A 20,618-nucleotide genomic window follows, 5' to 3' on the forward strand; every position below is an offset into this window, starting at 1 on the left:
GGGTCAACGGCGGAACAGTGCGGTGAGGCGCCGCCAGAGCCGCCGCAGCGGCCCGCTCGCCGCGTCGGCGATCAGCGCGTCGGCGGTCGCGCGGCTGGCCGGGTCGAGGGCGGGCGTGGCCCGGGCCAGGTACGCCAGCGACACCGCCAGCGGCGTACGGCGGTGCGGGCCGGTCGCCACCTCGTCGAGTCGCCCGGCCACCACCCCGGCCACGTCGGCGCGGATCGCCGGGTCCACCCAGGCGGCGGTGACCAGAGCGAACAGGGCCCCCTCGGCGGCCCGCTCCGGTGCACCCGCGACCAGTTCGCGCAGCACCCGGCGGCGGGTGGAGCCGGTCCACGGCTCGTCGGTGCGGTGGTGCAGCAGGCCGAGGCAGGCCCAGACCTGCGCACACCGCGTCCACAGCGCCGGGTCCTGACCGCCGAGCACCCGGCCGAGTGCGGTCGACGGCGGCGGTGGCGGGTGGGCCACCAGCGCGAGCAGGTCGGTGAGGTCGAGCGTGGCCAGGCCGACCGCCGCGTCGTACGCGGCCGGGGGGTGCGCCCAGGCCGGGTGTGCCAGGTGCTGCAGCCGCTGCGCGGCCTCGTTCGACGGGCCGGTGTCGTCCGACGGGCCGGTGTCGTCCGACGGGCCGGCGTCGGCCGGGGTGACCTGGCCGAGCCAGGGACGTCCCCGGCAGCACTCGGCGAGGTCGCCGTGCTCGTGCGAGTCGTCCGGGTGGTCGCGGACGAAGTCGGCCAGGGCCACCAGGTGGTCCACGTTCCCGTCGCGCTGGAACCGCAGCCGGTGCGCGGTGTGCACGGCGCAGTCGAAGGTCGGGTCCTTCGCCAGCGCCCGGTCGATCCAGCCAAGCGCCGCGTCCAGCCGGCCGTGGCCGGCGAGCGTGCCGGCGATGTCCGCGTAGACCGCGAGGTCGTCGGGGTCGAGCGCGACCGCCCGCTCCAGCGCGGCGAGCGCGTCGGCGGGCCGGCCGGCGCTGCGGTACGCGTACCCGAGCCACACCTCGCCGAGTTTGGTGGGCTGCGCCTGGACCCCCCGGGTGGCCCAGGCGACCGCGAGGGTGACCTCGCCGAGGCGCCGGGCCAGCGCGGAGGCCGCACCCAGCAGCAGCGGGTGGCCCGGGTGCACGGTGATCGCGTTGCGGGCCAGGGTGAGGTACGGCCGCAGCGGCTCGCGCAGGCGGCGCGGCGCGGGGTCGGGCGCCGCGGCGCAGACCTGCATCAGGATCCGGGCCGTGCGTTCGGGGTCGAGGCGTTCGGGCAGTTCCGCGGCGGTGACCCAGGGGACGGCGGCCCAGGGCGCCGCGGGCGCGTAGCCGGTGGCCGCGGCGAGCAGGTCGAGCCCTTCGGCGGGGGAACCGGCGGCGGCGAGCAGGTGTGCGCGCGCCACCACGGCGCCGACGAACGCCTGCTGGCCGAGGGGGAACAGCTCCAGGTCGCCGCCGCTGGCGGCGGCAAGCCGGGCTAGCGTCTCGTGCGCCTCGGGCAGGGTGGGGGAGCGGACCAGCGCCGCGGCGACGTGGTCGGCGGCGTGCCGCAGGTCGCCCTCGCCCAGTGCGAGCCGGGCCAGCGCGAGTTCCTCCTCCGCCGAGAGCGCGGCGTCGTCCTCGGGCACGTCGTCCTCTCGCCGTGGTCGGTCAGCCGGGCAAGCCTAGGGGATCTTCCGACGATTAGTGATCCACTGCGCACTTCTGCTCGTTGCGTTGATCATCCCTGCTCAAACGTGCAAGACTGAGCAAAGAACGCGCGGGAATTGCGCAGAAGGGGGTGCCGGGTGACGCACGCAGGGGCCGGGATGGCCGCCGACATCGAGGAGCAGCCGGCCGGCTACGAACGCCTGCTCTCCACCACGCACGCCGCGGCGGTCGCCGAGGTCGCGGCGGTCATCGCCCGCCGGCGCCCCCGTCACGTGGTCTTCACCGCCCGGGGCACCTCCGACCACGCCGCGCTCTACGCCGCGTACCTCGCCGAGATCCGCCTCGGGCTGCCCGCCGGGCTGGCCTCGCCCAGCGCGATCACCGTGTTCGGCGCCCGGCCCGACCTGTCCGACGCGCTCGTCGTCGGCGTCAGCCAGAGCGGCGGCTCGCCCGACCTCGCCGAGGTGCTGCGGGTGGCCCGGGCCTCCGGCGCGCTCACCCTCGCCGTCACCAACAACCCCGACTCCCCGCTTGTGGAGACCGCCGAGCTGAGCGTCGACGTGGCCGCCGGCCACGAGCGTGCGGTCGCCGCGACCAAGACCTACACCGCCGAGCTGCTCGCGCTGCTCATGCTGATCGAGGGGGTACGCGCCGGCGACGGTGTGCTGCCCGCGCCGGAGCGGGCCGCCCTGGACCGGCTGCCCGAACTGGCCGCCCGCACCCTCGCCGACGACACCCCGGCCCAGCTCGCGCCGCGCTACCGGTTCGCCGCCCAACTTGTCACCACCGGCCGGGGGTACGCGTACCCGACCGCCCGGGAGGCGGCGCTGAAGCTGATGGAGACCTCCTACCTGCCGGCGCTCGCCTTCTCCGGCGCCGACCTGCTGCACGGCCCGCTGGCCATGACCGACCCGGACGTACCAGTGCTCGCCGTGGTCGGCTCCGGCCCCGGCGGTCAGTCGATGCGTGAGGTGCTGCCCCGGCTCGGCGAGCGCCGCGCCGACGTGGTGGTGGTCGGCTCCGCCGACGTCGGGCAGACCCGGATGGCGGTGCCCGAGGTCGACGAGCGGTACGCGCCGCTGCTGGACATCCTGCCGCTGCAACGCCTGGCCCTGGCCCTGGCGTTGACCCGGGGCGAGAACCCGGACGCACCGCGCGGGTTGAAGAAGGTCACGGCGACGATGTGACCCCGGGCGTGGCACGCTGTGGGGCGTGTCCACCCTCCGTGACCTCGCCGAGGAGCACACCGCGCTCCGACCGGCCGACATCGACCACCTGCACCGGATCGCCGGCGACTGGCAGTTGCTGTCCGACCTGTCCTTCGCCGACCTGCTGCTCTGGGTGCCGGTGGACGGTGACGGCACGTTCCTCTGCGTGGCCCAGGTCCGCCCCACCACCGCGCCCACCGCCTACCTCGACGACCAGGTCGGGCGGATCGTCGGCGGGCCCGAGGTGGCGCACCTGGAGGTGGCCCACCGGCAGGGGCGGATCTGGCGTGAGGGCGACCCGGTCTGGTACGGCGACGTGCCGGCCCGCCACGAGGCGATCCCGGTGCGGCTGCGCACCGGCGACGGCGAGGCGGGTGAGGTGATCGCGGTGGTGGGCCGGGACACCAACCTGTCCACCGCACGCACCCCCAGCCAGCTCGAACTGAACTACCTGACCACCGCCGACGACCTCGCCCAGATGATCGCCGACGGCACGTTCCCGCCACCGCGGCACCCGGGGGAGACCACCTCCGCGCCCCGGGTCGGTGACGGGCTGGTGCGGCTCGACGCCAACGGCAAGGTCACCTACGCCAGCCCGAACGCGCAGTCCGCGTACCGCCGCCTCGGCTTCGCCTCGCACCTGGTCGGGGAGGACCTGGCCCAGCTGCACCGCCGGCTGGCCCGGGACCCGCTGGAGGGCACCGACGCGGGCAACGCGGTGCTCGCCGCGCTGGGCGGCGAGGCCCCACCCCGCCGGGAGATCGACGCCCGGGGCGCCACCATGCTCACCCGGGCGCTGCCGCTGATGCCAGCGGGGGTGCCGATCGGCGCGCTGGTGCTGGTCCGCGACATCACCGAGGTACGCCGCCGGGACCGTGCGCTGATCACGAAGGACGCGACCATCCGGGAGATCCACCACCGGGTCAAGAACAACCTGCAGACAGTCGCCGCGCTGCTGCGCCTGCAGGCCCGGCGGGTGTCCGCGCCGGAGGCGCGGGTCGCGCTGGAGGAGTCGGTACGCCGGGTCGCCTCCATCGCGCTGGTGCACGAGACGCTCTCCATGTCCAGCGACGAGGCGGTGGAGTTCGACGGCATCGTGGACCGGGTGGCCAGTGCCGCGACCGAGGTGGCGGCCACCGAGGTGAGCGTCGGGATGCGCCGCCGCGGCAGCTTCGGCGTCCTGCCCGCCGAGATCGCCACCTCCCTGGTGATGGTGCTCAACGAGTTGCTGCTCAACGCGGTGGAGCACGGCTTCCCGCCGGCCGACGAGGACGCGCCCGTCCCGGCGGACACGCCCCGCCCGGAGGTGGTGGTCACCGCGCAGCGGCACCGCAAGCAGTTGCACGTCTCGGTCACCGACAACGGGCGCGGGCTGCCCGAGCAGTTCGACGCCGACCGGGGCGGCAACCTGGGCCTGCAGATCGTCCGGGCGTTGGTCACCGGCGAGCTGCGCGGCACCATCGAGCTGCGCAACGGTGCGGCCGGGGGCACCGAGGCGGTGCTCGTCGTACCGCTGGCCCGCGGCACCACCGACCGCCTCACCGGGCGAGCAGGGCCACCGTGAGACCGGGTCGCGGCCACACCTGCCGGACCGTGAACCCGGCGCGCAGCGCGTCGCCCTTCGCGCCGGACACCGCCGCCAGCGGGTCCGCCCGGCGACCGGTGACCACCAGCCAGACCCGGTCCACGCCGGCCAGGCACCGGGCCGGATCGGCGCACTCCTGCGCCCACAGGCTCGCCCCCGCCCGCTGGTCGCGGACCACGAGCACGTCGCGGGGCAGCTTCGGCCCCAGGTGGTACGCCATGCCGAGATCGGGGAACAGCCAGCCGCCGCGGGGGGCGTAGACGATCGCGTCACCCGGGCGGGCGCCGGTGGCGACGACCCGGGCCGCGCCGGCGTAGTCGACCGGCGTGCTGCGGGGCCACTCGTGGGTGCGACGCAGCGCCGTCTGGTCGGGCAGTCCGAGCAGCCCGGCCAGGGTCACCACGGCCAGCGCCGGCGCGATCCGGATGCCGGCCCGCGCCCAGGCGGCCCGCCCGCGCTCCGGCGCCGCCGTCCCGGCCGCCCCCGGCGCGGTCGGGACCGCCGCGCACAGCGCCACGCCGGCCAGCACGCAGGCGAACGGCACCGTGAAGATCAGATAGCGGGTGACCCAGAGCGGCACCACCGTGCTGGCGGTGTAGACCAGCAGCACCGGCAGCAGCACGGCGGCCCCGGGCAGCAGCGCCCGTCGACCGAGGCGGGCCGCGCCGAGCGCGGCGAGAGCGAGCACGAAACCCCCGACGACGCCGCTCTGCGCCAGCCCGCCCGGCAACGCGGCCAGGTCGGGCAGGCGCGCCGGCTCCACCCAGTCGAGCTGCCGGCCGCGCTGCCCCCGCGCGGTCAGCGCCACCGGGGCGACCAGCAGGGCGGCCGGCAGCAGCGTCAGCAACCACCACGCGAGCACCCGACGGTCGGACCCGGGCCGGTCCCGGTCGGCACCCGAGCGGGCGAGGCCGATGGCCGCGGGCCCCCACACCGTCACCAGCAGCACCGCCACGCCGTGTGCGGCGAGCAGCGTGAGCGCGAGCAGGTGCAGCGGGCCCAGCGCGGCGACCACGACCGCGTACCCGGCCCAACGCCGCCACGTCGGCCGGCGTACCGCCTCGACGAGCAGCAGGGTGGCGAGCACGGCGAGCAGCGTGGCCAGCGCGTACGGGCGGGCCTCCTGGCCGTAGCGCGAGGTGCCGGGCAGCACGGCGAACAACAGCCCGGCCAGCAGCCCGGCGCGGCGACCGGCCAGCACCGTGCCGAGGCGGGCGGTCAGCGCGGCCGCCACCGCCATGGCGAGTGCGGAGGGCAGCCGCAACGCCGTCGGCGAGATGCCGGCCATCGCGGTCCACCCGTGCATGAGCAGGTAGTACGGCCCGGTGGCGGCGTCGATGTGGCGGGTCATCCGCAGCAGGTCGGCCACCGGGCGGGTCGCGGCGCTCCAGGTCGCCAACTCGTCCCGCCAGGGCTGGGCGTGCCCGATCCCGGCCAGCGTGACCGCGAGCGTCAGCAGCCCGGGGACCATCCACACCGGCGAGCCGGGAAGCTCCGTCGATCCGCCCCGTCGGGGCCACCGCACCGCCATCCCCGTACCCTGCCTCCTCCGCCCGCCTTTGCGACGTCTTCGTCGGCGTGTCGTCCGAGTGGCGTGGCCCGTGATGTGGGATCAGCGCTTCGACCTGTGGTCGGCGACCGGGTGGTGTGGCAGCATGAAGCACATGACCGCCGCTGTCGTCCGCCGCTTCGTGGCCCGTCGCCACGTCGATTACGGCCGCGTGCGCAGCGCGATCTGTCCGGCCAACTGACGACGCCCGACCCATCCGTCTCGGGCGCGTAACCGCGCCGGCCGTCACCGACATCGCCGTCCACGGCCCTTTTCAGGGCCGGCCGTCGCGTCCGCGCTCGCAGCACCGCAGCAGACAACGGAGGACGCCGCCATGGCGGTCAGCAGCACCCCGGCCCGTCCCGACACCCCGGCGCCCGCCGCCCGTGCGCCCCGCCGGCCACGCGGCGAGGGCCAGTGGGCGCTCGGACACCGCGAGCCGCTCAACCCCAACGAGCGGATCAAGAAGGACGACGATCCGCTGAACGTGCGGGACCGGATCGAGAACATCTACGCCCACCAGGGCTTCGCCTCCATCGACCCGCAGGACCTGCGCGGCCGGTTCCGCTGGTGGGGCCTGTACACCCAGCGCCGCGCGGGCATCGACGGCGGGCGTACCGCCGTGCTGGAGCCGCACGAGCTGGAGGACGAGTTCTTCATGCTCCGGGTCCGGGTGGACGGCGGGCAGCTCGACCTGGCCCAGCTCCGGGTGATCGCGGAGATCTCCCGCGAGTTCGCCCGGGACACCGCCGACATCACCGACCGGCAGAACATCCAGTACCACTGGATCCGGGTCGAGGACATGCCGGAGATCTGGCGCCGGCTGGAGGCGGTCGGTCTGCAGACCACCGAGGCCTGCGGCGACTGCCCCCGGATCGTGCTGGGCAGTCCGGTCGCCGGGGTGGCCCGGGACGAGGTGCTCGACCCGACGCCGGCGATCGACGAGATCGTCCGCCGGTACGTCGGCGACAAGGCGTTCTCCAACCTGCCCCGCAAGTTCAAGACCTCGATCTCCTGGCTTGTCGACACCCCGTACGAGGCGAACGACATCGCGTTCCTCGGCGTCGAGCACCCCGAGCACGGCCCCGGCTTCGACGTGTGGGTCGGCGGCGGACTGTCCACCAACCCGATGCTGGCCAAGCGGCTCGGCGTGTGGGTGCCGCTGCACGAGGTGCCGGACGTGTGGGCGGGCGTGGTCGGCATCTTCCGCGACTACGGCTACCGCCGGCTGCGCAACCGGGCCCGGTTGAAGTTCCTGGTGGCCGACTGGGGTGTGGAGCGCTTCCGCGAGGTGCTGGAGAAGGAATACCTGGGCCGGACGCTGCTCGACGGGCCGTCCGCCGAGCTGCCGGCGAAGCCGGTCGACCACATCGGCGTGCACCCGCAGCGCGACGGCGCCAACTACGTGGGCGCCGCCCCGGTGGTGGGCCGGGTCTCCGGCACCCAGCTCGCCCGGCTCGCCGACGTGGCGCGGGCGCACGGCAGCGACCGGGTACGGCTCACCCCGTACCAGAAGCTGCTCGTGCTGGACGTGGCACCGGAGCTGACCGAGGAGCTGGTGACGGCGCTGCGCGGGATCGGTCTGGAGGCCCGGCCGTCGGCGTGGCGGCGCGGCACGATGGCGTGCACCGGCATCGAGTACTGCAAGTTGGCGATCGTGGAGACCAAGCGGCGCGGAGAGGAACTGGTGGCCCGCCTGGAGGAGCGGTTGCGCGACTTCGACGCGGACATCTCCATCCACCTCAACGGCTGCCCGAACGCCTGCGCCCGCACCCAGGTCGCGGACATCGGGCTCAAGGGCCAGCTCGTGGTCGGCCCGGACGGCCGGCAGGTCGAGGGCTTCCAGGTGCACCTGGGCGGGGGCCTCGGCATGGCGCAGGGGCAGACCGCCGGCTTCGGCCGCAAGCTGCGCGGCCTGAAGACCACCGCCGACGAACTTCCGGAGTACGTGGAACGGCTGGCCCGTCGCTACCTGGCCGGCCGCACCGACGGCGAGACGTTCGCCCGTTGGGTGATCAGGGTCGACGAGGAGGAGCTGAGATGAGCGAGCGAAGCGAGGTGGCGCGATGAGTGACGCCCGGTCCGCGCCCTTGTACTGCCCGTACTGCGGCGAGGAGGACCTTCGACCGCACGAGTCCGGCCACGGTGCCTGGGAGTGCCACGCCTGCACCCGGGTCTTCTCGGTGCGGTTCACCGGCCTGCTGAGCCGGGCGGTGACCCGGTGACCGGCCTGGTCTCCGCCACCGGCCTGGGGTTGGTCGGTCCGGCCGGGCCGCCGCGACGTGATCCGGCCGAGTTGCGGGCGTTGGCCGAGGACGCCGGGCGGGAGCTGGCGGACGCGCCCGCGGTGGTGATCGCCAGGTGGGCGGCGGAGACGTTCGGTGAGCGGTTCTGCGTGACCAGTTCGATGGCCGACGGGGTGGTGGCGCATCTGGTCTCCCGGGTCGCGCCGGGAGTCGAGGTGGTGTTCCTGGACACCGGGCTGCACTTCCCGGAGACGCTGCGGGTCCGGGACGAGGTGGCCCGGCGGATGCCGGTGCGGGTGCGGTCGGTCCGTCCCCGGATGACGGTGGGCCAGCAGGACGGCCGGTACGGCCCGCGCCTGTTCAACAAGTCCCCAGACGACTGCTGCCAGTTGCGCAAGGTGGAGCCGCTGGAGCGGGCGCTGGCCGGGTACGACGCCTGGGTGACCGGGCTGCGCCGGGACGAGTCACCGACCCGCGCCAACACGCCGGTGGTGGGGTTCGACGCCGGGCGCGGCAAGGTCAAGGTGAACCCGATCGCGGCGTGGACGCAGCGGGAGGTGGACGCCTACGTCGCCCGGTACGACATCCCGGTCAACGAGCTGTTCGCCCGGGGCTACGGCTCGATCGGCTGCTGGCCGTGCACCCGGCGGACCCGGGCGGGGGAGGACCCGCGGGCCGGCCGGTGGGCGATGTTCGAGAAGACCGAGTGCGGCCTGCACACCTGAGCGCCGCGCCGCCGGTGGTGCTCGTGGCGCACGGCAGCCGGGATCCCCGGGCGGCGGCGGCGACCCGGGCCCTGGCCGGGGCGGTGGCGTCGGTCTCGCCCGGCCGCCAGGTGCTGCCGAGCTGGCTCGACCACACCGATCCGAGGCCGGCGGAGGTGCTGCGCGGGCTGGTCGCCGCAGGTCACGACCGGGCGGTGCTGGTGCCGCTGCTGTTGACGGCCGCGTATCACCGGAAGGTGGACATCCCGGCGGCGGTCGCGGCGGCCGGCGCGGGCCTGCGGGTGCGGGTGACGGACGTGCTGGGGCCGGTGGGCGGCGCGGTGGACGCCCGGTTGCTGGCCGGTCTGCGGCGTCGCCTGGCGGAGGCGACCGCCGGCGAGTCGGCTGGTCCCGACGCGGTGGTGCTCGCCGCGGCGGGCACCCGTGATCCCGCCGCGCGGGCGTCGGTGGGTCGAGTCGCCGCGGCGTTCGGCGCCGGGCTGGGTGTGCCCTGCCGCGTCTCGTACGCCTCGGCCGCGCCTCCGGAGGTGGGCGACGCGGTGGCGCGGTTGCGCGCGGCGGGTGCCCGCCGGGTCGCGGTGGCCGCGTACTTCCTGGCCCCGGGCCGGTTCCACGACGGGGTGCGCGCGACGGCCCACGCGGCGGGCGCGGTGGCGGTGGCGGATCCGTTGACGGATCTGCCGGAGCTTGCCGACCTGGTACGGCGGCGGGTGGACGCGGCGGCGGCCTGACGGGTCCGGACAGCGCAACGCCCCGGCCGTTTCCGGCCGGGGCGTTGGCGCGTGTGCGGGGTCAGGCGGAGTGAGCGCGCAGCACCCGGAGACCGCCGCGGCGCTTCACCGCGCGGCGCTCCTCTTCGCTCATCCCGCCCCAGACACCGGCGTCCTGCCCGGACTCCAGCGCCCACTGCAGGCACTGGTCGGTCACTGGGCAACGCCGGCAGACGGCCTTGGCCTGCTCCACCTGCAGGAGGGCCGGACCGGACGTCCCGATCGGGAAGAACAGCTCCGGGTCCTCGTCGCGGCAGACGGCATCGTGGCGCCAGTCCATGGCGGCAACACTCCTCATTCTTAGTGGGTGGCCAGATAAGCTTCGTTGCTATTCCTATATGCGTCCGCATTGCCGATCGGTGACGGTAAGCATCCATCAATTCGGCGCTGCGTGAGCAGGCTGCGGGCCCGTGGACCTGCTGGAACAGCTCAACCGAGTGAGCATATCCAGGCAATGCCCCGGAAACACGAGTTCGCTTGTGAATACTTTCACGAACGACAGCGATGTCAAGGGTGGCGCTCAGAAAAACTCCGAACAGTGAGCGGGCTCACCACCCATTTGTCCGGGTTTACCAGGGGTCTGGTTACCCGGCGTGCCACAGTCGAGAATCAATGTAGTACAGGCTGCGTGACGTTGCTGACATTTCCGGCACCTTCCTCGGCGTGGCGGCCACCGCACTCGTGGCGGCGGGGGAACCGCATAGATCGACTGAGGTACCCGAGAGCTAGCAGATTACTCTCAGTGCGGCCGGCACGGAGGTGAATCTGACTTTCTCCCGCTCGCCGAGGTAGTCGCCGTCGAGTTGGAACGGCAACGGCCGCTCCGAGACCAAGGTGAACTCCGCCAGGTCGTGCAGCCGCAGCACCTGCTTGCCGTGCGGATCGGGCTGCCGGGAGAAGAACTGCGCCGCAGTACGGGCGGTGCTCGCGAACTTGAACTGCCGCAGGGCCAGCACGTCCAGCCCCAGATCGAAGGACGCCTCCGGATTCGGGTTGATCTCCCGGTCGCCCAGGTAGGTCCACGGCGCGGTGTTCTGGATGATGGCCGTGGCCAACCCCACCGTCGCCGTCTCGCCCGGTCGCTCCAGCGTGATCGACGGGTGCCGCCGGTCCGAACCGACGAAGTACTGCCTCGCCGTGGACCGGAAGTAGAGCGCCGGAGTGGAGACCCGCCCCCGCTTGCGCGCCCGCTCCACCTGGCGGATGACGGCCGCGTCGAGCCCGAAGCCGGCGCAGAACGTGAAGTAGCGGTCGTCGGCCCGGCCCAGCCCGATCGTGCGGGACCGGCCCAACCGCACCCCTTCCAGGATCATGCTGGTGCCGTCCGGCCACTCCCGGGGCAGCCCGAGTGCGCGGGCGAACACATTCGTCGAGCCGCCCGGCACCGTGGCCAACGCGGGCAGCCGCTCGGCCGAGGTCGGCCCGGTGCGGAACGTCGGCGGCTCTGCCGCCATCAGGCCGTTGACCACCTCGTTGACGGTGCCGTCGCCGCCCAGCGTGACCACCAGGTCGACCCCCTCCTGGGCGGCCTCCCGGGCCAGGTCCATGGCATGTCCACGCCGGCGGGTGTACCGCACCGACAGGTCGACTTCACTGCGCAACGCCCGGACCAGCACGTCCCGGCTGCGCTCGCTTGTGGTGGTGGCCTTCGGATTGACCACCAGGACGGCCCGCATGGGCGGCACTTTACCGCGACTACCCGCCGGTATCGTGGCGTCCGTGACGATCGACTCCGACCCCGTCCCCGGTACGTTGCGGGCCGCGGTCCTCCTGCTACGCCTCGAAGCGGCGGCGCTCGGGCTGATCGCGGTGTGGCTGATCTGGTCCGACCTCACCGCGTCCGCCACCGACCTGACCTCGGCGCTGCTGGTGACCGTGTTCGCGGTAGGTGGGGCGGCGGCGCTCTGGGCACTCGGTGGCGCGCTGGCCCGCCGGCGTGCCGGCGCCCGCGCGCCCGCCATCGTCCTGCAGCTCATGCTGCTGCCGATCGGCTGGTTCATGATCGAGGGCGGGATGGCCTGGCTCGGAGTGCCGCTGATGGTCCTCGGGCTGGGCATGGCGGGACTGCTGGTGAGCGGCCCCACCAACCGGTCGCTCGGCTTCGGCGACCCGCCCGCCTCCGGTCAGTAGCCGCCGGCGCGGCGGGTGAGCAGGGAGATCGTGGCCCGGCCGCCCTCGGCGTGCGCGTCGGCCCCGCTGGTCAGCGCGGTGAGCACCTTCCAGGCGAAGGACGACTCCGACGGCAGCGTCGCGCCCCGGACGGTCGGCACCGTCACCTCGACGGTGAGCGCGTCCTCGGTGACCGCGAACCGGCACTCCAGTTCGGCGTCACGGGTCGCGATGGCGAGCAGCATCGCGCACGCCTCGTCGACCGCGATCCGTAGATCCTCGATCTCGTCCAGGGCGAACTGCAACCGGGCCGCGAGGCCGGCCGTCGCGGTGCGGAGCACGCCCAGGTAGCCACCGTCGGCGGGCACGGTGAGGTGGACGACATCATCGCCCGTCGTCGGGTGCCCGATGGTCAGTTGAGTCACGGCGTTCCTCCCCGATGCGGGACTCTACCCGGTCAGGGGACCGGCCGGGTGGGTGCTGCGGTCGCCTGCGCGGCGAGCTCGCGCAACGCCGGCCCGACCAGCCGGTACGGGATCCACTCGTCCATCGGGGTGGCGCCGATCGAGGCGTAGAAGCCCGCCGCCGGATTCCAGTCGATCATCCACCAGTCGAGCCGCCGGTAGCCGCGTTCGACACAGATCGCGGCGAGCGTGGCGAGCAGCATCCGGCCCGCGCCGGTGCCCCGCGCGGACGGCCGGACGTACAGGTCCTCCAGGTAGATGCCGTGCACCCCGGCCCAGGTGGAGAAGTTGAGGAACCAGAGCGCGAAGCCGAGCGGCCGGTCCGCCCCGTCCACGGCCACGTGACCGAAGAGCGCCGGCGCGGGCCCGAACAACGCCGCGTCGAGCTGCTCGGCGGTGAGGTGACACTGCTCCGGGGCACGTTCGTACTCGGCGAGTTCGTGCACCATGACGACGACGGCCGGCACGTCCTCGGGACGTGCCGGCCGGATCGTCGGGGTGCCGGCAGACAGGCTCACGCCTGCTTGGTCTCCCAGAAGATCTTCGCGATCTCGTCGATCTTCGTGAGCAGCTCGTCGGCCTTGGCCGGGTCGGTGCCGCCCTTCGCACCCGCCGCGCCGGCCAGCTTGGTGGCCTCGTTGAACAGCTGGTGCAGGTGCGGGTACTTCTCGAAGTGCTGCGGCTTGAAGTAGTCGGTCCACAACACCCACAGGTGGTGCTTGACCAGGTCCGCCCGCTGCTCCTTGATCAGGATGGCGCGGGTGCGGAACTCCGGGTCGGTGTTGGCCTGGTACTTCTCACAGATCATTTTCACCGACTCGGCCTCGATCCGGGCCTGGGCCGGGTCGTAGACGCCGCAGGGCAGATCGCAGTGGGCACTGGCGGTCACCCGGGGCGTGAGGATGCGAGGAAGGCGCATCAGGATCCTCCATGGGTTGTTTGCGATGATCGAGGATGACAGTACTCCTGGATACGTACCCCCGCGGCGAGAGGTGAGACGTGACGTCGGCCGCCGACGGAACCGCCGGGCCGCGGCTGCGCGGCCCGCTGACGCCGGTCCTGGTGACCGGCCCGTCCATGTCCCCGACGCTGCGCCACGGCGACGCCGTGCTGGTCCGGGTCGGCGGCCGGCCGGTGCGCCCCGGCGACGTGGTGGTCGCGGTCTTCCGCAGCCGGCCCGACCTGCTCGTGGTCAAACGCGCGGTGGAGCCCCGCGGCGGCGGCTGGTGGTTGCGCGGCGACAACGACCTGGTCACCGACGATTCCCGGGTGTACGGCGTGGCCGACGTGCGTGGTCGGGTGGTGGCCCGCTGGTGGCCGCGCCCGGGACGGATCCGCCCCCGCCGGGGGTGACGGTGGATATGACCCCGCTCACATCCTGGGCGCCGAGGCCTGGCTATGCTCGGAAAGTGCTCGGGTGACCCCCGCACCGCCGCCCCGCCGGTCGCTGACCACGCGTGCCGAGCCGGCCGGTCCGTCTGCTCGACAGATCCTGGAGTCACCATGTCTACGTCCACCCCGGACCCCGCTGATCCCGTCTTCCGGCTGCACGTCGGCGGCAAGATGGCCGTCGCCTCGACGGTGCCGCTGACCAGCCGGGAGGACCTCTCCCTCGCGTACACCCCGGGCGTGGCCCGGGTCTGCGAGGCGATCGCCGCCGACCCGGCGCTCGCCGACACCTACACCTGGGTGTCGCACACCGTCGCCGTGGTCACCGACGGTTCCGCAGTACTCGGTCTCGGCAACATCGGCCCCCGCGCGGCGCTGCCCGTGATGGAGGGCAAGGCGGTGCTGTTCAAGCAGTTCGGGGGCGTGGACGCGGTCCCGGTCTGCCTGGACACCCAGGACGTGGACGAGATCGTCGCGACGGTGCGGGCCCTCGCGCCCTCGTTCGGCGGGATCAACCTGGAGGACATCAGCGCCCCCCGCTGCTTCGAGGTGGAGCGCCGGCTCGACGAGGCGCTGGACATCCCGGTCTTCCACGACGACCAGCACGGCACCGCGATCGTGGTGCTGGCCGCGCTGCGCAACGCCGCCACGCTGCTCAACCGAAAGCTCGGCGACCTGCGGGTGACGGTCAGCGGCGCCGGCGCGGCCGGCGTGGCGGTGACCAAGATGCTGATCGCCGGCGGCGTCGACCCCGAGCGGGTGGTGGTGTGCGACTCGCGCGGCATCATCGGCCGGCACCGGGAGCTGACCGGCACCAAGGCCGAACTGGCCGAACTCACCAACGCCGAGGGTCGGCAGGGCGACGTCACCGAGGCGCTGCGCGGCGCGGACGTGCTGATCGGTGTCTCCGGCGGCCAGATCCCCGAGGCGGCGGTGGCCGGCATGGCCCCCGGCGGCATCGTGTTCGCGCTCGCCAACCCCACCCCGGAGGTCCACCCGGAGGTGGCCGCCCGGCATGTGGCGGTGGTCGCCACCGGACGCAGCGACTACCCGAACCAGATCAACAACGTGCTCGCGTTCCCCGGCGTGTTCCGGGGCGCGCTCGACGCCGGGGCCACCCGGGTCACCGAGGGCATGAAGGTGGCCGCGGCCGACGCCATCGCCGGCGTGGTGGCCGAGTCGCTGACCGCCGACGCGATCGTGCCGTCGCCGCTGGACCCGCGGGTCGCCCCGGCGGTGGCCGCGGCGGTCGCCGAAGCCGCCCGCCACGACGGCGTCGCCCGCCGCTGACGTGCAAGGAAGGGGCCCTTCCTAACGCCTCCGGTAGAGGAAGGGCCCCTTCTTAACCGCTGCCCAGCTTGTTACCGTGCCGATCATGCGTGCTGCCTATGCCACCGCCTTCGACGCCGACAACCCGCTCGCCGCGCTCGCCGTCGGCGACCGTCCCGAGCCGACCCACCCGCAGGACGACTGGGTCACCGTGCGGGTGCGGGCCAGCTCGCTCAACCACCACGACCTCTGGTCGCTGCGCGGCGTGGGCCTGAACGCCGGCCAGCTCCCGATGATCCTCGGCTGCGACGCCGTCGGCACCGACCCGGACGGCAACGAGGTGGTCATCTACCCGGTGGTGCCCACCCCGGGCGACCCGCGTGGGGTCTCCATCCTCTCCGAGCATTACCAGGGCACGTTCGCCGAGCTGGTCGCCGTACCCCGGATGAACCTGCTGCCCCTGCCCGACGGCCTGTCCGCGACCGACGCGGCGTGCCTGCCCACGGCCTGGCTCACCGCCTGGCGGATGCTCACCACCAGAGGGCGGGTCGCCGACGGCGAGTCGGTGCTGGTCCAGGGCGCCGGCGGGGGCGTGGCCACCGCGGCCGTCGCGCTCGGCGTCGCGCTCGGCAAGCGGGTGTACGCGACCAGCCGCGACGCCGCCAAGCGGGAGCGGATCACCGCGCTGGGCGCGACCGCGCTGGAGCCCGGCGCGCGGCTGCCGGAACGGGTCGACGTGGTGATCGAGACGGTCGGCGCGGCCACCTTCGACCACTCGCTGAAGTCGGCCGCCCCGATGGCCCGGATCGTGGTTTCCGGCGCCACCGCCGGACACGAGCCCAAGGTCAACCTGCGTCGGGTCTTCGCCATGCAACTGGAGATCCTCGGCACCTCGATGGGTACCCCGGACGAGCTCACCGAGCTGTTGGCGTTCTGCGCCGAGCACGAGGTGCGCCCGGTGGTCGACCGGGTGGTGCCGTTCAGCGAGATCTCCGAGGCGTTCGCCCGGCTGCACTCCGGTGAGGTCTTCGGCAAGGTGGTCGTCGACCACACCGCCTGAGGTGTTAGGCGGGGCCTGTCCGTCGGGCGGCATCCGATCTACGCAATCCGGGGCCGCCGGTCGGGGGACGGCCGGCTAGGATGCGGCACATGCACATGCGTCTACGTCCTGCCGGGCTCCTCCTCGCCGCGGTCGCCGCAGTGCTCTGGGCGCTCGGGATGACCGTCCTGCAACCGCTGACAGAGCAGGTGGGGCCGTGGCCCGAGGTGCCGCCCGGCAACAACGCCTACTGGGCCCGTGACCTGCGCTTCGTCGTGATCGTCGGGGCGGTGGCGGGGCTCGTGCTGGCCGGTGGTGGCAACCGCCGGTGGAGTGTTCCGGCGGTGCTGCTGGGTGGCGCGTGGATGGCCGTCGACGTGGCCGTGGACCGGGCCGACCCCACCGGCACGGGTTTCACCGTCCTGCTCGCCGTCGCCGGCTGCGCGGCCGTCGCCGGTGCCGCCGCACTCGCCGTACGCCGGCAGCGCGGTGGCCGCGGTCGGCGGGCGCTGGTCGCCACCGCCTGCGTCACCGGAGTGTCGGTCCTGGTCGCTGCGGCCATCGAGTCACCGACCGACCGGGAAACGGAATTGAACTGGGCAGCTGTCGTCACGAGCCTGCTGCTGCTGGCCCTGACCCTCGCTTGCGCGCTGGCGGCGGCCCCGAGGTGGCACCCGGCCCGGCAGCGGCTGGCGGTTGGGATCGGCGCGGCGGTCACCGCCGCCGTCCTGCTGGTGCGGGCGGTGCCGCCCGACTCGCGGATCCTGCCCGGAGTGCTGCTCGTTACGGTGCTGCTGACCGGGGTCACCCTGCTGGCCTGGGACTGGCCCGACGGGCGGCCGGTCTGGCGCTGGCACGCCTTCGCCGCCCTGGCGGCCCTGCTCGGCCCACACGCGATGCTGCTGATCGTGGTCATCGGCACCACGCTGCTCAACCCGGGCGCGCCGCTGACGGCGATGGCCGGCAACACCGCCATCAGCAGCGCCGATTCCGACGTGCTCCTCTCGCTGTCCGGGGTGCTCGCCGGCCTCGGGATGGCGTTGCTGCTGGCCTTCCCGCCGGCCCTCGGCTACCGCCCGGCCGGCCCGGAGCGCCCCGACGGACCGGACGAGCCGGAGGGACAGGACGGGCTTCGCCGGGCCAGCGCCGACCGGCGGCAGCCGTAGCCGACGTAGATCAGCGCACCGATCACGAACCAGACAGCACAATGCCGCTGCTCACCAGTCTTGCAGGGCGGCCTGGTCGTTGCGTCGGGTCGGAACGAGGCCAGGCAGCGCGCTGTACAGGGTGCTGCGAGATGCGCCAAGCAGCTTGGCGATCGAGGTCATCGTGCGGTTCGGCTCGGCGGGGTGAGGCTGGGTTCGGGCCATCAGGTGCTCCGTCGGTGCCTCCTCTACCGGAGGCGTTGAGAGAGGGCCCCTCCTCACAGGCGGTCGTCGAAGGCGGCCACGTCACCGCGGGTGGCCCGGCTGGGGAGACGCTCCTTCGCGGCGGCGTCGCCGTAGAGCGTCCAGCGGAGGAACTCGGTCGTGGTGTCGGCGACCACGCTCAACGATCTGGCGTCGCTGAGCAGCCCCCGCCCGTGGTCACCCTTGGGCAGGCTCAGCATCGCCTTCGGCCACGGCACCGCGTCGAAGACGGCCTTCCCGGCGGCGTACTCCACCACCTCGTCGGCCTGACCGTGCACGAACAGTTGCGGTGCCACGGTGCCGGCGAACGCGGTGCCCACGCCCAGCCCGGTGCCGGCGAGGACGATGCCCGCGTCCAGCCGGGCGTCGCGGCCCGTGGTGAACAGCCCGATCGTGGTCACCCCGCCGGCGCTGTGGCCGGTCGCGGCGACCTGCTCCGGGTCCAGCCGGCCCCGCAGCGGGTCGCCTGCCTTCTCGCCGAGGGCGAGCACCTGGGTCAACACGTACGACACGTCGGCCGGCTGGTTGAGCACGTCCAGGACACTGCCGTCGCCGCCGGTGGAGGTGTGCGGGAAACGCGGGGCGGCGACCACGAAACCAGCCGCCACCCAGCGGGTCAGCAACACCTGGTAGTCCTCCGGCCGGGCACCCAACCCGTGGCTGAACAGCACCACCGGGAACCGCCCGTCCGCCGCCGGGACGGACCGCTTGACCGCGCCACCGGCCGCGCCACCGGCCGGGTACCACAACGTCACCGGCAACGCGCGGTCGCCGCCCCGGTTGAGTTTCACCTGGCGTACGCCGACCGCGAAGCGCTCCGCGGGCGCCGCACCGGCCGGGACCTCGGGGGTGGGCGCGGCGGAGGGTGCAGCGGTGGCGGGCGATTCGGCCGGCGCGGTCGGCTCCGAACAGCCGGTGAGGGCGGCGGCGAGCAGGGCGGCGGTGACGAGGGCGGTGGGACGACGGCGCATGAACTCGATTGTGCCTCGCGATCCCGGCGTCCAGGCCCCGGTCAGCGCAGCGGTTGACCGCCTGTGGACGCGCGCAGACGTGCCAGGTCGGCGGCGTCCTTGGCCCGGCGCGGGCGCTCCGGCATCCAGACCGGGTACATCTCCTTGAACTCGATCTGCGCGGCCACGCTGATGACAGGTGCCGCGAGGGCGCCGATTCGGCCCGGCGGGGCGGTCAGCATGCCCTCGGGCAGCACCGTGCCGGCCCACGGACCGGCGCCGACGACGACCCGGCCCGCGGCGTCCCGGTCGAGGTAGGCGAAGCTCAGCTCGACGTCGTCGCGCAGCAGATCGAGTTGCGTCGCCGGCATGGCGGGGTCGGGCCGCCAGCGCAGCGCGCCGAGCCGGTCGGCAAGCGTTTCGGCGTCGCGCCGCCAGCAGTACCAGTCGACGTCCACGTGCCGGCGGGTCACCTCGCCGAGGTGGAAGTCCATCGCCCAGCCGCCGCGCAACCACACGTCGATCCCGGCGGCCCGGGCAAGGCCGACGACCTCCCCGATGGCGCCCAGTTGCCGTTCCCCCAGCCCGTCCACACCGGCACGCTACCCACCCCCAGCGGTTCCCGCCGCCCGCACCGTCGACGCGCCGGCGGTGGGCGGGTCAGGTGGGGACGGAGCGGGTGGTGAGGGTCGTGGTGCCGGGGAGGCTCGCGTCGGTGGGGAGGCGGTGCAGGGCGGCGCGGTCGGCGTAGAGCGTCCAGCGCAGGAAATCGGTCGTGGTGGCGAGCACCTGGGCGAAGCCGGACCGGCCCGGTGTCAGGTACTCGCCGTGGCCCTGACCACGCAGGCTCAGGAAGGCGGCCGGGCCGAGGCAGCGGGCGTACGCGGCCCGGCCGATCGACTCCGGCACGATCCGGTCGGCGCTGCCGTGCACGAACAGCATCGGCGCCAGCGGCCGGGAGAAGCCGGCGACCATCCGGCCTCCGGCGATCACGATTCCGGCCCGCAACGGCGACGGCTGCCCCGAGGCGAACATGCCGAGGGTGGTGTGACCGCCCGCCGAGTGCCCGGCGGCGGCGAACCGGTCGACAGCCAGGTGCGCGCCGAGCGGATCGCCGGGACGGGTGCCGAGGTGGACCAGGTGACGGACCAGCCGCCAGGCGTCGGCGGGCTGGTTGCGTACGTCGTCGCGGGTGTACCGGCGGGCGCGCAGGTTCGTACGCGGGTAGGTGGGTGCGACCACCACGAACCCGGCGGCCGCCCAGCGGCTGGTCAGCGCGGCGTGCAGGGCGGGCAGGCTGCGCAGCCCGTGGCTGTGGAGGACCACCGGGAACCGGCCGGCCGCGAACGGCGCGCCCGGCCGCACGCGCGGCCCGCTCTCCGGGCGAGGGCCGGCCGGTACGGCCGAGGTGGCGCCCGACCCGCTGATCACGGTCGGCGCGCGGCCGGGCGCGGCGACGGCAACAGGATCGGTCCAGACGGGGGTGTGCGGCGGGCTGACCGTCTCCGGCGGTGCCGCGGGCAGGTCGGCCGGATACCAGACGGTGACCGGCAGCGGCCGGTTGCCGTCCGGGTCGAGGATGAACTGCCGCATCCCGACCGGGTACGTGTGGTCCGGCGCGGGCCGGACGCCGGCCGGGGCCGGGTCGGGGCCGGTGACGGCCGTGCCGCAACCGACCAGCAGCGCCGTCGTCAGCACGGCGACCAGCCGCAGTCCCCTCACACCTGCACGGTAGGCGGCCGGGTGGTCCGTCCGCGCCCGCCGTCCGGCCGGGCCACGCCTCCACCGGCCGGTCCGGATCCGCGCGGAACCGGGCCGCCGACGCGACACCGGCCCGGCGGGACGGTGCCGGTCGGCGGGCTTCGCTAGGGTCACGCGCATGGCTGAGAACCAGACCGACACGAGCGGCAACACCGCGCAGTTCCGCGCTTTCGTCAACACGCCCGAGCCGGCCGCGGCGGCGTCCGGTCCGTCGCGACTGCCCCTGATCGCCGGCGCCGCCGTCGCCGTCGTGGTGGTCGTGGCCCTGGTCGCCTGGCTGGCTCTCGGCTGAGCCGTCGCCACGCACTACAGCTAGGGCCCGCGGGCCCGTCGTCCGCGCGAGCCGTGCCGTTGTCCGGTCCCGCCGGTCGGCCGATGCCCGGTCCGGCCGGGGATCGACGGTGCCCGGATGCGGCCGTATCCTCGGCCGCGCCGCAGCCGCGGCGTACGGCACGGGGGAGGTGCGCAGGTGCGCGAGGTGATACGGCGACGGCCGGTTCAGGTCGCAC

The 20,618-nt window shown here is 74.1% G+C and carries 23 protein-coding genes; 12 read left to right on the forward strand and 11 right to left on the reverse strand.

The features are described from left to right. Nucleotides 1-3 precede the first annotated feature (3 nt). A complete protein-coding gene (locus tag ACLQ2X_RS10175) occupies nucleotides 4-1,614 on the reverse strand; it encodes a tetratricopeptide repeat protein (RefSeq protein WP_425680714.1) in 1,611 nt (536 codons plus the stop codon). A 180-nt stretch (nucleotides 1,615-1,794) separates the two neighbouring features. Between ACLQ2X_RS10175 and ACLQ2X_RS10180 the strand changes: the two genes are divergently transcribed. Further along, a complete protein-coding gene (locus ACLQ2X_RS10180) occupies nucleotides 1,795-2,823 on the forward strand; it encodes an SIS domain-containing protein (RefSeq protein ID WP_425680753.1) in 1,029 nt (342 codons plus the stop codon). A gap of 25 nt (nucleotides 2,824-2,848) precedes the next feature. Continuing rightward, complete coding sequence (locus ACLQ2X_RS10185) at nucleotides 2,849-4,408, forward strand: sensor histidine kinase (RefSeq protein WP_425680715.1); 1,560 nt, start codon at nucleotides 2,849-2,851, stop codon at nucleotides 4,406-4,408. Here the strand turns inward: ACLQ2X_RS10185 and ACLQ2X_RS10190 are convergent. Next, a complete protein-coding gene (locus tag ACLQ2X_RS10190) occupies nucleotides 4,383-5,960 on the reverse strand; it encodes a glycosyltransferase family 39 protein (protein ID WP_425680716.1) in 1,578 nt (525 codons plus the stop codon). The two genes, ACLQ2X_RS10185 and ACLQ2X_RS10190, sit on opposite strands and share 26 nt — an antisense overlap. A 352-nt stretch (nucleotides 5,961-6,312) precedes the next feature. Between ACLQ2X_RS10190 and ACLQ2X_RS10195 the strand changes: the two genes are divergently transcribed. Genes ACLQ2X_RS10195 through ACLQ2X_RS10210 form a run of 4 tightly spaced genes read left to right on the forward strand, consistent with a single transcriptional unit; the run spans nucleotide 6,313 to nucleotide 9,680 of the window. Further along, the gene (locus ACLQ2X_RS10195; RefSeq protein ID WP_425680717.1) at nucleotides 6,313-8,022 is read left to right on the forward strand and encodes a nitrite/sulfite reductase; all 1,710 of its coding nucleotides are present in this window, start codon (nucleotides 6,313-6,315) and stop codon (nucleotides 8,020-8,022) included. Nucleotides 8,023-8,044: 22 nt separating this feature from the next. Continuing rightward, on the forward strand, nucleotides 8,045-8,203 hold the full coding sequence (locus tag ACLQ2X_RS10200; RefSeq protein WP_425680718.1) for a hypothetical protein: 159 nt from the start codon (nucleotides 8,045-8,047) through the stop codon (nucleotides 8,201-8,203). Beyond that, complete coding sequence (locus ACLQ2X_RS10205) at nucleotides 8,200-8,949, forward strand: phosphoadenylyl-sulfate reductase (RefSeq protein ID WP_425680719.1); 750 nt, start codon at nucleotides 8,200-8,202, stop codon at nucleotides 8,947-8,949. The genes ACLQ2X_RS10200 and ACLQ2X_RS10205 overlap by 4 nt, the downstream gene beginning before the upstream one ends. Next, a complete protein-coding gene (locus ACLQ2X_RS10210; protein ID WP_425680720.1) occupies nucleotides 8,931-9,680 on the forward strand; it encodes a sirohydrochlorin chelatase in 750 nt (249 codons plus the stop codon). The genes ACLQ2X_RS10205 and ACLQ2X_RS10210 overlap by 19 nt, the downstream gene beginning before the upstream one ends. Before the next feature lie 61 nt (nucleotides 9,681-9,741). On the opposite strand, the gene ACLQ2X_RS10215 is transcribed toward ACLQ2X_RS10210, so the two are convergent. Next, nucleotides 9,742-9,999, reverse strand: a complete 258-nt coding sequence (locus ACLQ2X_RS10215; RefSeq protein ID WP_073834718.1) for a WhiB family transcriptional regulator — start codon at nucleotides 9,997-9,999, stop codon at nucleotides 9,742-9,744. A gap of 445 nt (nucleotides 10,000-10,444) precedes the next feature. Next, on the reverse strand, nucleotides 10,445-11,395 hold the full coding sequence (locus ACLQ2X_RS10220) for a diacylglycerol/lipid kinase family protein (RefSeq protein WP_425680721.1): 951 nt from the start codon (nucleotides 11,393-11,395) through the stop codon (nucleotides 10,445-10,447). A 43-nt stretch (nucleotides 11,396-11,438) separates the two neighbouring features. On the opposite strand from ACLQ2X_RS10220, the gene ACLQ2X_RS10225 reads away from it, so the two are divergent. After that, entirely contained in the window at nucleotides 11,439-11,849 is a 411-nt protein-coding gene (locus ACLQ2X_RS10225) for a hypothetical protein (RefSeq protein ID WP_425680722.1), read from the forward strand. On the opposite strand, the gene ACLQ2X_RS10230 is transcribed toward ACLQ2X_RS10225, so the two are convergent. The 3 genes from ACLQ2X_RS10230 to sodN all read right to left on the reverse strand — a co-directional run bounded on the left by ACLQ2X_RS10230 (nucleotide 11,843) and on the right by sodN (nucleotide 13,211). After that, nucleotides 11,843-12,253: an ATP-binding protein gene (locus tag ACLQ2X_RS10230; RefSeq protein ID WP_425680723.1), complete on the reverse strand. Its 411-nt coding sequence runs from the start codon at nucleotides 12,251-12,253 to the stop codon at nucleotides 11,843-11,845. The two genes, ACLQ2X_RS10225 and ACLQ2X_RS10230, sit on opposite strands and share 7 nt — an antisense overlap. Nucleotides 12,254-12,285: 32 nt before the next feature. After that, complete coding sequence (locus ACLQ2X_RS10235) at nucleotides 12,286-12,741, reverse strand: GNAT family N-acetyltransferase (RefSeq protein WP_425680754.1); 456 nt, start codon at nucleotides 12,739-12,741, stop codon at nucleotides 12,286-12,288. Between the two features lie 65 nt (nucleotides 12,742-12,806). After that, on the reverse strand, nucleotides 12,807-13,211 hold the full coding sequence (gene sodN / locus ACLQ2X_RS10240; protein ID WP_425680724.1) for a superoxide dismutase, Ni: 405 nt from the start codon (nucleotides 13,209-13,211) through the stop codon (nucleotides 12,807-12,809). 80 nt (nucleotides 13,212-13,291) lie between these two features. Here sodN and ACLQ2X_RS10245 point away from each other — a divergent pair, with 80 nt between their 5' ends. The 4 genes from ACLQ2X_RS10245 (at nucleotide 13,292) to ACLQ2X_RS10260 (ending at nucleotide 17,155) form a co-directional block, all read left to right on the forward strand. Further along, nucleotides 13,292-13,645, forward strand: coding sequence for a S26 family signal peptidase (locus ACLQ2X_RS10245; protein ID WP_425680725.1), 354 nt, complete (start codon nucleotides 13,292-13,294; stop codon nucleotides 13,643-13,645). Between the two features lie 150 nt (nucleotides 13,646-13,795). Continuing rightward, on the forward strand, nucleotides 13,796-14,971 hold the full coding sequence (locus tag ACLQ2X_RS10250) for an NAD(P)-dependent malic enzyme (RefSeq protein ID WP_425680726.1): 1,176 nt from the start codon (nucleotides 13,796-13,798) through the stop codon (nucleotides 14,969-14,971). A 76-nt stretch (nucleotides 14,972-15,047) separates the two neighbouring features. Then, nucleotides 15,048-16,010 (forward strand): zinc-binding dehydrogenase, encoded by a 963-nt coding sequence (locus ACLQ2X_RS10255; protein WP_425680727.1) that lies wholly within the window; start codon nucleotides 15,048-15,050, stop codon nucleotides 16,008-16,010. A gap of 95 nt (nucleotides 16,011-16,105) precedes the next feature. After that, entirely contained in the window at nucleotides 16,106-17,155 is a 1,050-nt protein-coding gene (locus ACLQ2X_RS10260; protein ID WP_425680728.1) for a hypothetical protein, read from the forward strand. 51 nt (nucleotides 17,156-17,206) lie between these two features. On the opposite strand, the gene ACLQ2X_RS10265 is transcribed toward ACLQ2X_RS10260, so the two are convergent. The 4 genes from ACLQ2X_RS10265 to ACLQ2X_RS10280 form a co-directional block, all read right to left on the reverse strand. Beyond that, complete coding sequence (locus ACLQ2X_RS10265; RefSeq protein WP_425680729.1) at nucleotides 17,207-17,359, reverse strand: hypothetical protein; 153 nt, start codon at nucleotides 17,357-17,359, stop codon at nucleotides 17,207-17,209. A gap of 53 nt (nucleotides 17,360-17,412) precedes the next feature. Beyond that, the gene (locus ACLQ2X_RS10270) at nucleotides 17,413-18,369 is read right to left on the reverse strand and encodes an alpha/beta hydrolase family protein (protein WP_425680730.1); all 957 of its coding nucleotides are present in this window, start codon (nucleotides 18,367-18,369) and stop codon (nucleotides 17,413-17,415) included. Between the two features lie 41 nt (nucleotides 18,370-18,410). After that, nucleotides 18,411-18,941 (reverse strand): nucleotidyltransferase domain-containing protein, encoded by a 531-nt coding sequence (locus ACLQ2X_RS10275; RefSeq protein ID WP_425680731.1) that lies wholly within the window; start codon nucleotides 18,939-18,941, stop codon nucleotides 18,411-18,413. A gap of 67 nt (nucleotides 18,942-19,008) precedes the next feature. Continuing rightward, nucleotides 19,009-20,070 (reverse strand): alpha/beta hydrolase family protein, encoded by a 1,062-nt coding sequence (locus ACLQ2X_RS10280; protein WP_425680732.1) that lies wholly within the window; start codon nucleotides 20,068-20,070, stop codon nucleotides 19,009-19,011. 157 nt (nucleotides 20,071-20,227) lie between these two features. On the opposite strand from ACLQ2X_RS10280, the gene ACLQ2X_RS10285 reads away from it, so the two are divergent. Beyond that, a complete protein-coding gene (locus ACLQ2X_RS10285) occupies nucleotides 20,228-20,401 on the forward strand; it encodes a hypothetical protein (protein WP_425680733.1) in 174 nt (57 codons plus the stop codon). Nucleotides 20,402-20,618: the final 217 nt, after the last annotated feature.

Origin of the sequence: Micromonospora sp. DT31, assembly GCF_049841795.1 — a bacterium.
Lineage (GTDB): Bacteria > Actinomycetota > Actinomycetes > Mycobacteriales > Micromonosporaceae > Micromonospora.

Bases quoted from the DNA above. Each gene is read 5' to 3' on its own strand.
- ACLQ2X_RS10250 (WP_425680726.1), top strand. From the start codon at position 13,796: ATGTCTACGTCCACCCCGGACCCCGCTGATCCCGTCTTCCGGCTGCAC.
- ACLQ2X_RS10180 (WP_425680753.1), top strand. From the start codon at position 1,795: ATGGCCGCCGACATCGAGGAGCAGCCGGCCGGCTACGAACGCCTGCTC.
- ACLQ2X_RS10195 (WP_425680717.1), top strand. From the start codon at position 6,313: ATGGCGGTCAGCAGCACCCCGGCCCGTCCCGACACCCCGGCGCCCGCC.
- ACLQ2X_RS10265 (WP_425680729.1), bottom strand. From the start codon at position 17,359: ATGGCCCGAACCCAGCCTCACCCCGCCGAGCCGAACCGCACGATGACC.
- ACLQ2X_RS10215 (WP_073834718.1), bottom strand. From the start codon at position 9,999: ATGGACTGGCGCCACGATGCCGTCTGCCGCGACGAGGACCCGGAGCTG.
- sodN (WP_425680724.1), bottom strand. From the start codon at position 13,211: ATGCGCCTTCCTCGCATCCTCACGCCCCGGGTGACCGCCAGTGCCCAC.
- ACLQ2X_RS10260 (WP_425680728.1), top strand. From the start codon at position 16,106: ATGCGTCTACGTCCTGCCGGGCTCCTCCTCGCCGCGGTCGCCGCAGTG.
- ACLQ2X_RS10220 (WP_425680721.1), bottom strand. From the start codon at position 11,395: ATGCGGGCCGTCCTGGTGGTCAATCCGAAGGCCACCACCACAAGCGAG.
- ACLQ2X_RS10270 (WP_425680730.1), bottom strand. From the start codon at position 18,369: ATGCGCCGTCGTCCCACCGCCCTCGTCACCGCCGCCCTGCTCGCCGCC.
- ACLQ2X_RS10200 (WP_425680718.1), top strand. From the start codon at position 8,045: ATGAGTGACGCCCGGTCCGCGCCCTTGTACTGCCCGTACTGCGGCGAG.
- ACLQ2X_RS10235 (WP_425680754.1), bottom strand. From the start codon at position 12,741: ATGGTGCACGAACTCGCCGAGTACGAACGTGCCCCGGAGCAGTGTCAC.
- ACLQ2X_RS10285 (WP_425680733.1), top strand. From the start codon at position 20,228: ATGGCTGAGAACCAGACCGACACGAGCGGCAACACCGCGCAGTTCCGC.
- ACLQ2X_RS10190 (WP_425680716.1), bottom strand. From the start codon at position 5,960: ATGGCGGTGCGGTGGCCCCGACGGGGCGGATCGACGGAGCTTCCCGGC.